1 protein-coding gene is annotated in these 824 nt (G+C 47.2%); it reads left to right on the forward strand.

The window, feature by feature from the left end:
- The coding region (locus tag O3651_RS10070) for a hypothetical protein (RefSeq protein WP_371610329.1) at positions 1–824 on the forward strand (824 nt) is incomplete at both ends.

Below are 824 nucleotides of genomic sequence, written 5' to 3' on the forward strand. Positions count from 1 at the left end.
TACTTGCTGAGGCGCTTGCACTAATTGAGGCGCTTAGACTGGTACTCAAACTTGTACTTGTTGACTCTGAGGCACTGATCGAAGCACTTAGACTTGTACTCAAGCTGGTACTTGTTGACTCTGAGGCACTGATTGATGCACTGAGGCTGGTACTCAAGCTGGTACTTGTTGAGTCTGACGCACTGTGTGAGGCACTTAGACTTGTGCTCAGGCTCGTGCTTACTGAATCAGAAGCGCTAAGTGAGGCACTGAGGCTGGTACTCAAACTTGTGCTTATTGACTCTGAAGCACTAATTGAGGCACTGAGACTTGTGCTCAAGCTGGTACTTGCTGAGTCTGATGCGCTAAGTGAGGCACTGAGGCTGGTACTCAAGCTGGTACTTGCTAAATCTGAGGCACTGATCGAAGCACTGAGGCTGGTACTCAAACTTGTACTTACTGAATCTGATGCACTGATCGAAGCACTGAGGCTTGTACTCAAGCTGATACTTGCTGAATCTGACGCACTGATTGATGCACTTAGACTGGTACTCAAACTTGTGCTTGTTGAATCTGAGGCACTGATCGAAGCACTGAGACTTGTACTCAAGCTGGTACTTGCTGAATCTGAAGCACTAATTGAGGCACTAAGGCTTGTACTCAAACTTGTACTTACTGAATCTGAAGCACTAATTGAGGCACTGAGACTTGTGCTCAAGCTTGCACTTGATGACTCTGATGCACTAATTGAGGCACTGAGGCTCGTGCTCAAACTTGTACTTGCTGAGTCGCTTGCACTAATTGAGGCACTGAGGCTCGTGCTCAAACTTGTACTTGCTGAGTCG

This window comes from Streptococcus sp. 27098_8_73 (assembly GCF_041432495.1).
In the GTDB taxonomy this organism is placed as follows: Bacteria; Bacillota; Bacilli; order Lactobacillales; family Streptococcaceae; genus Streptococcus.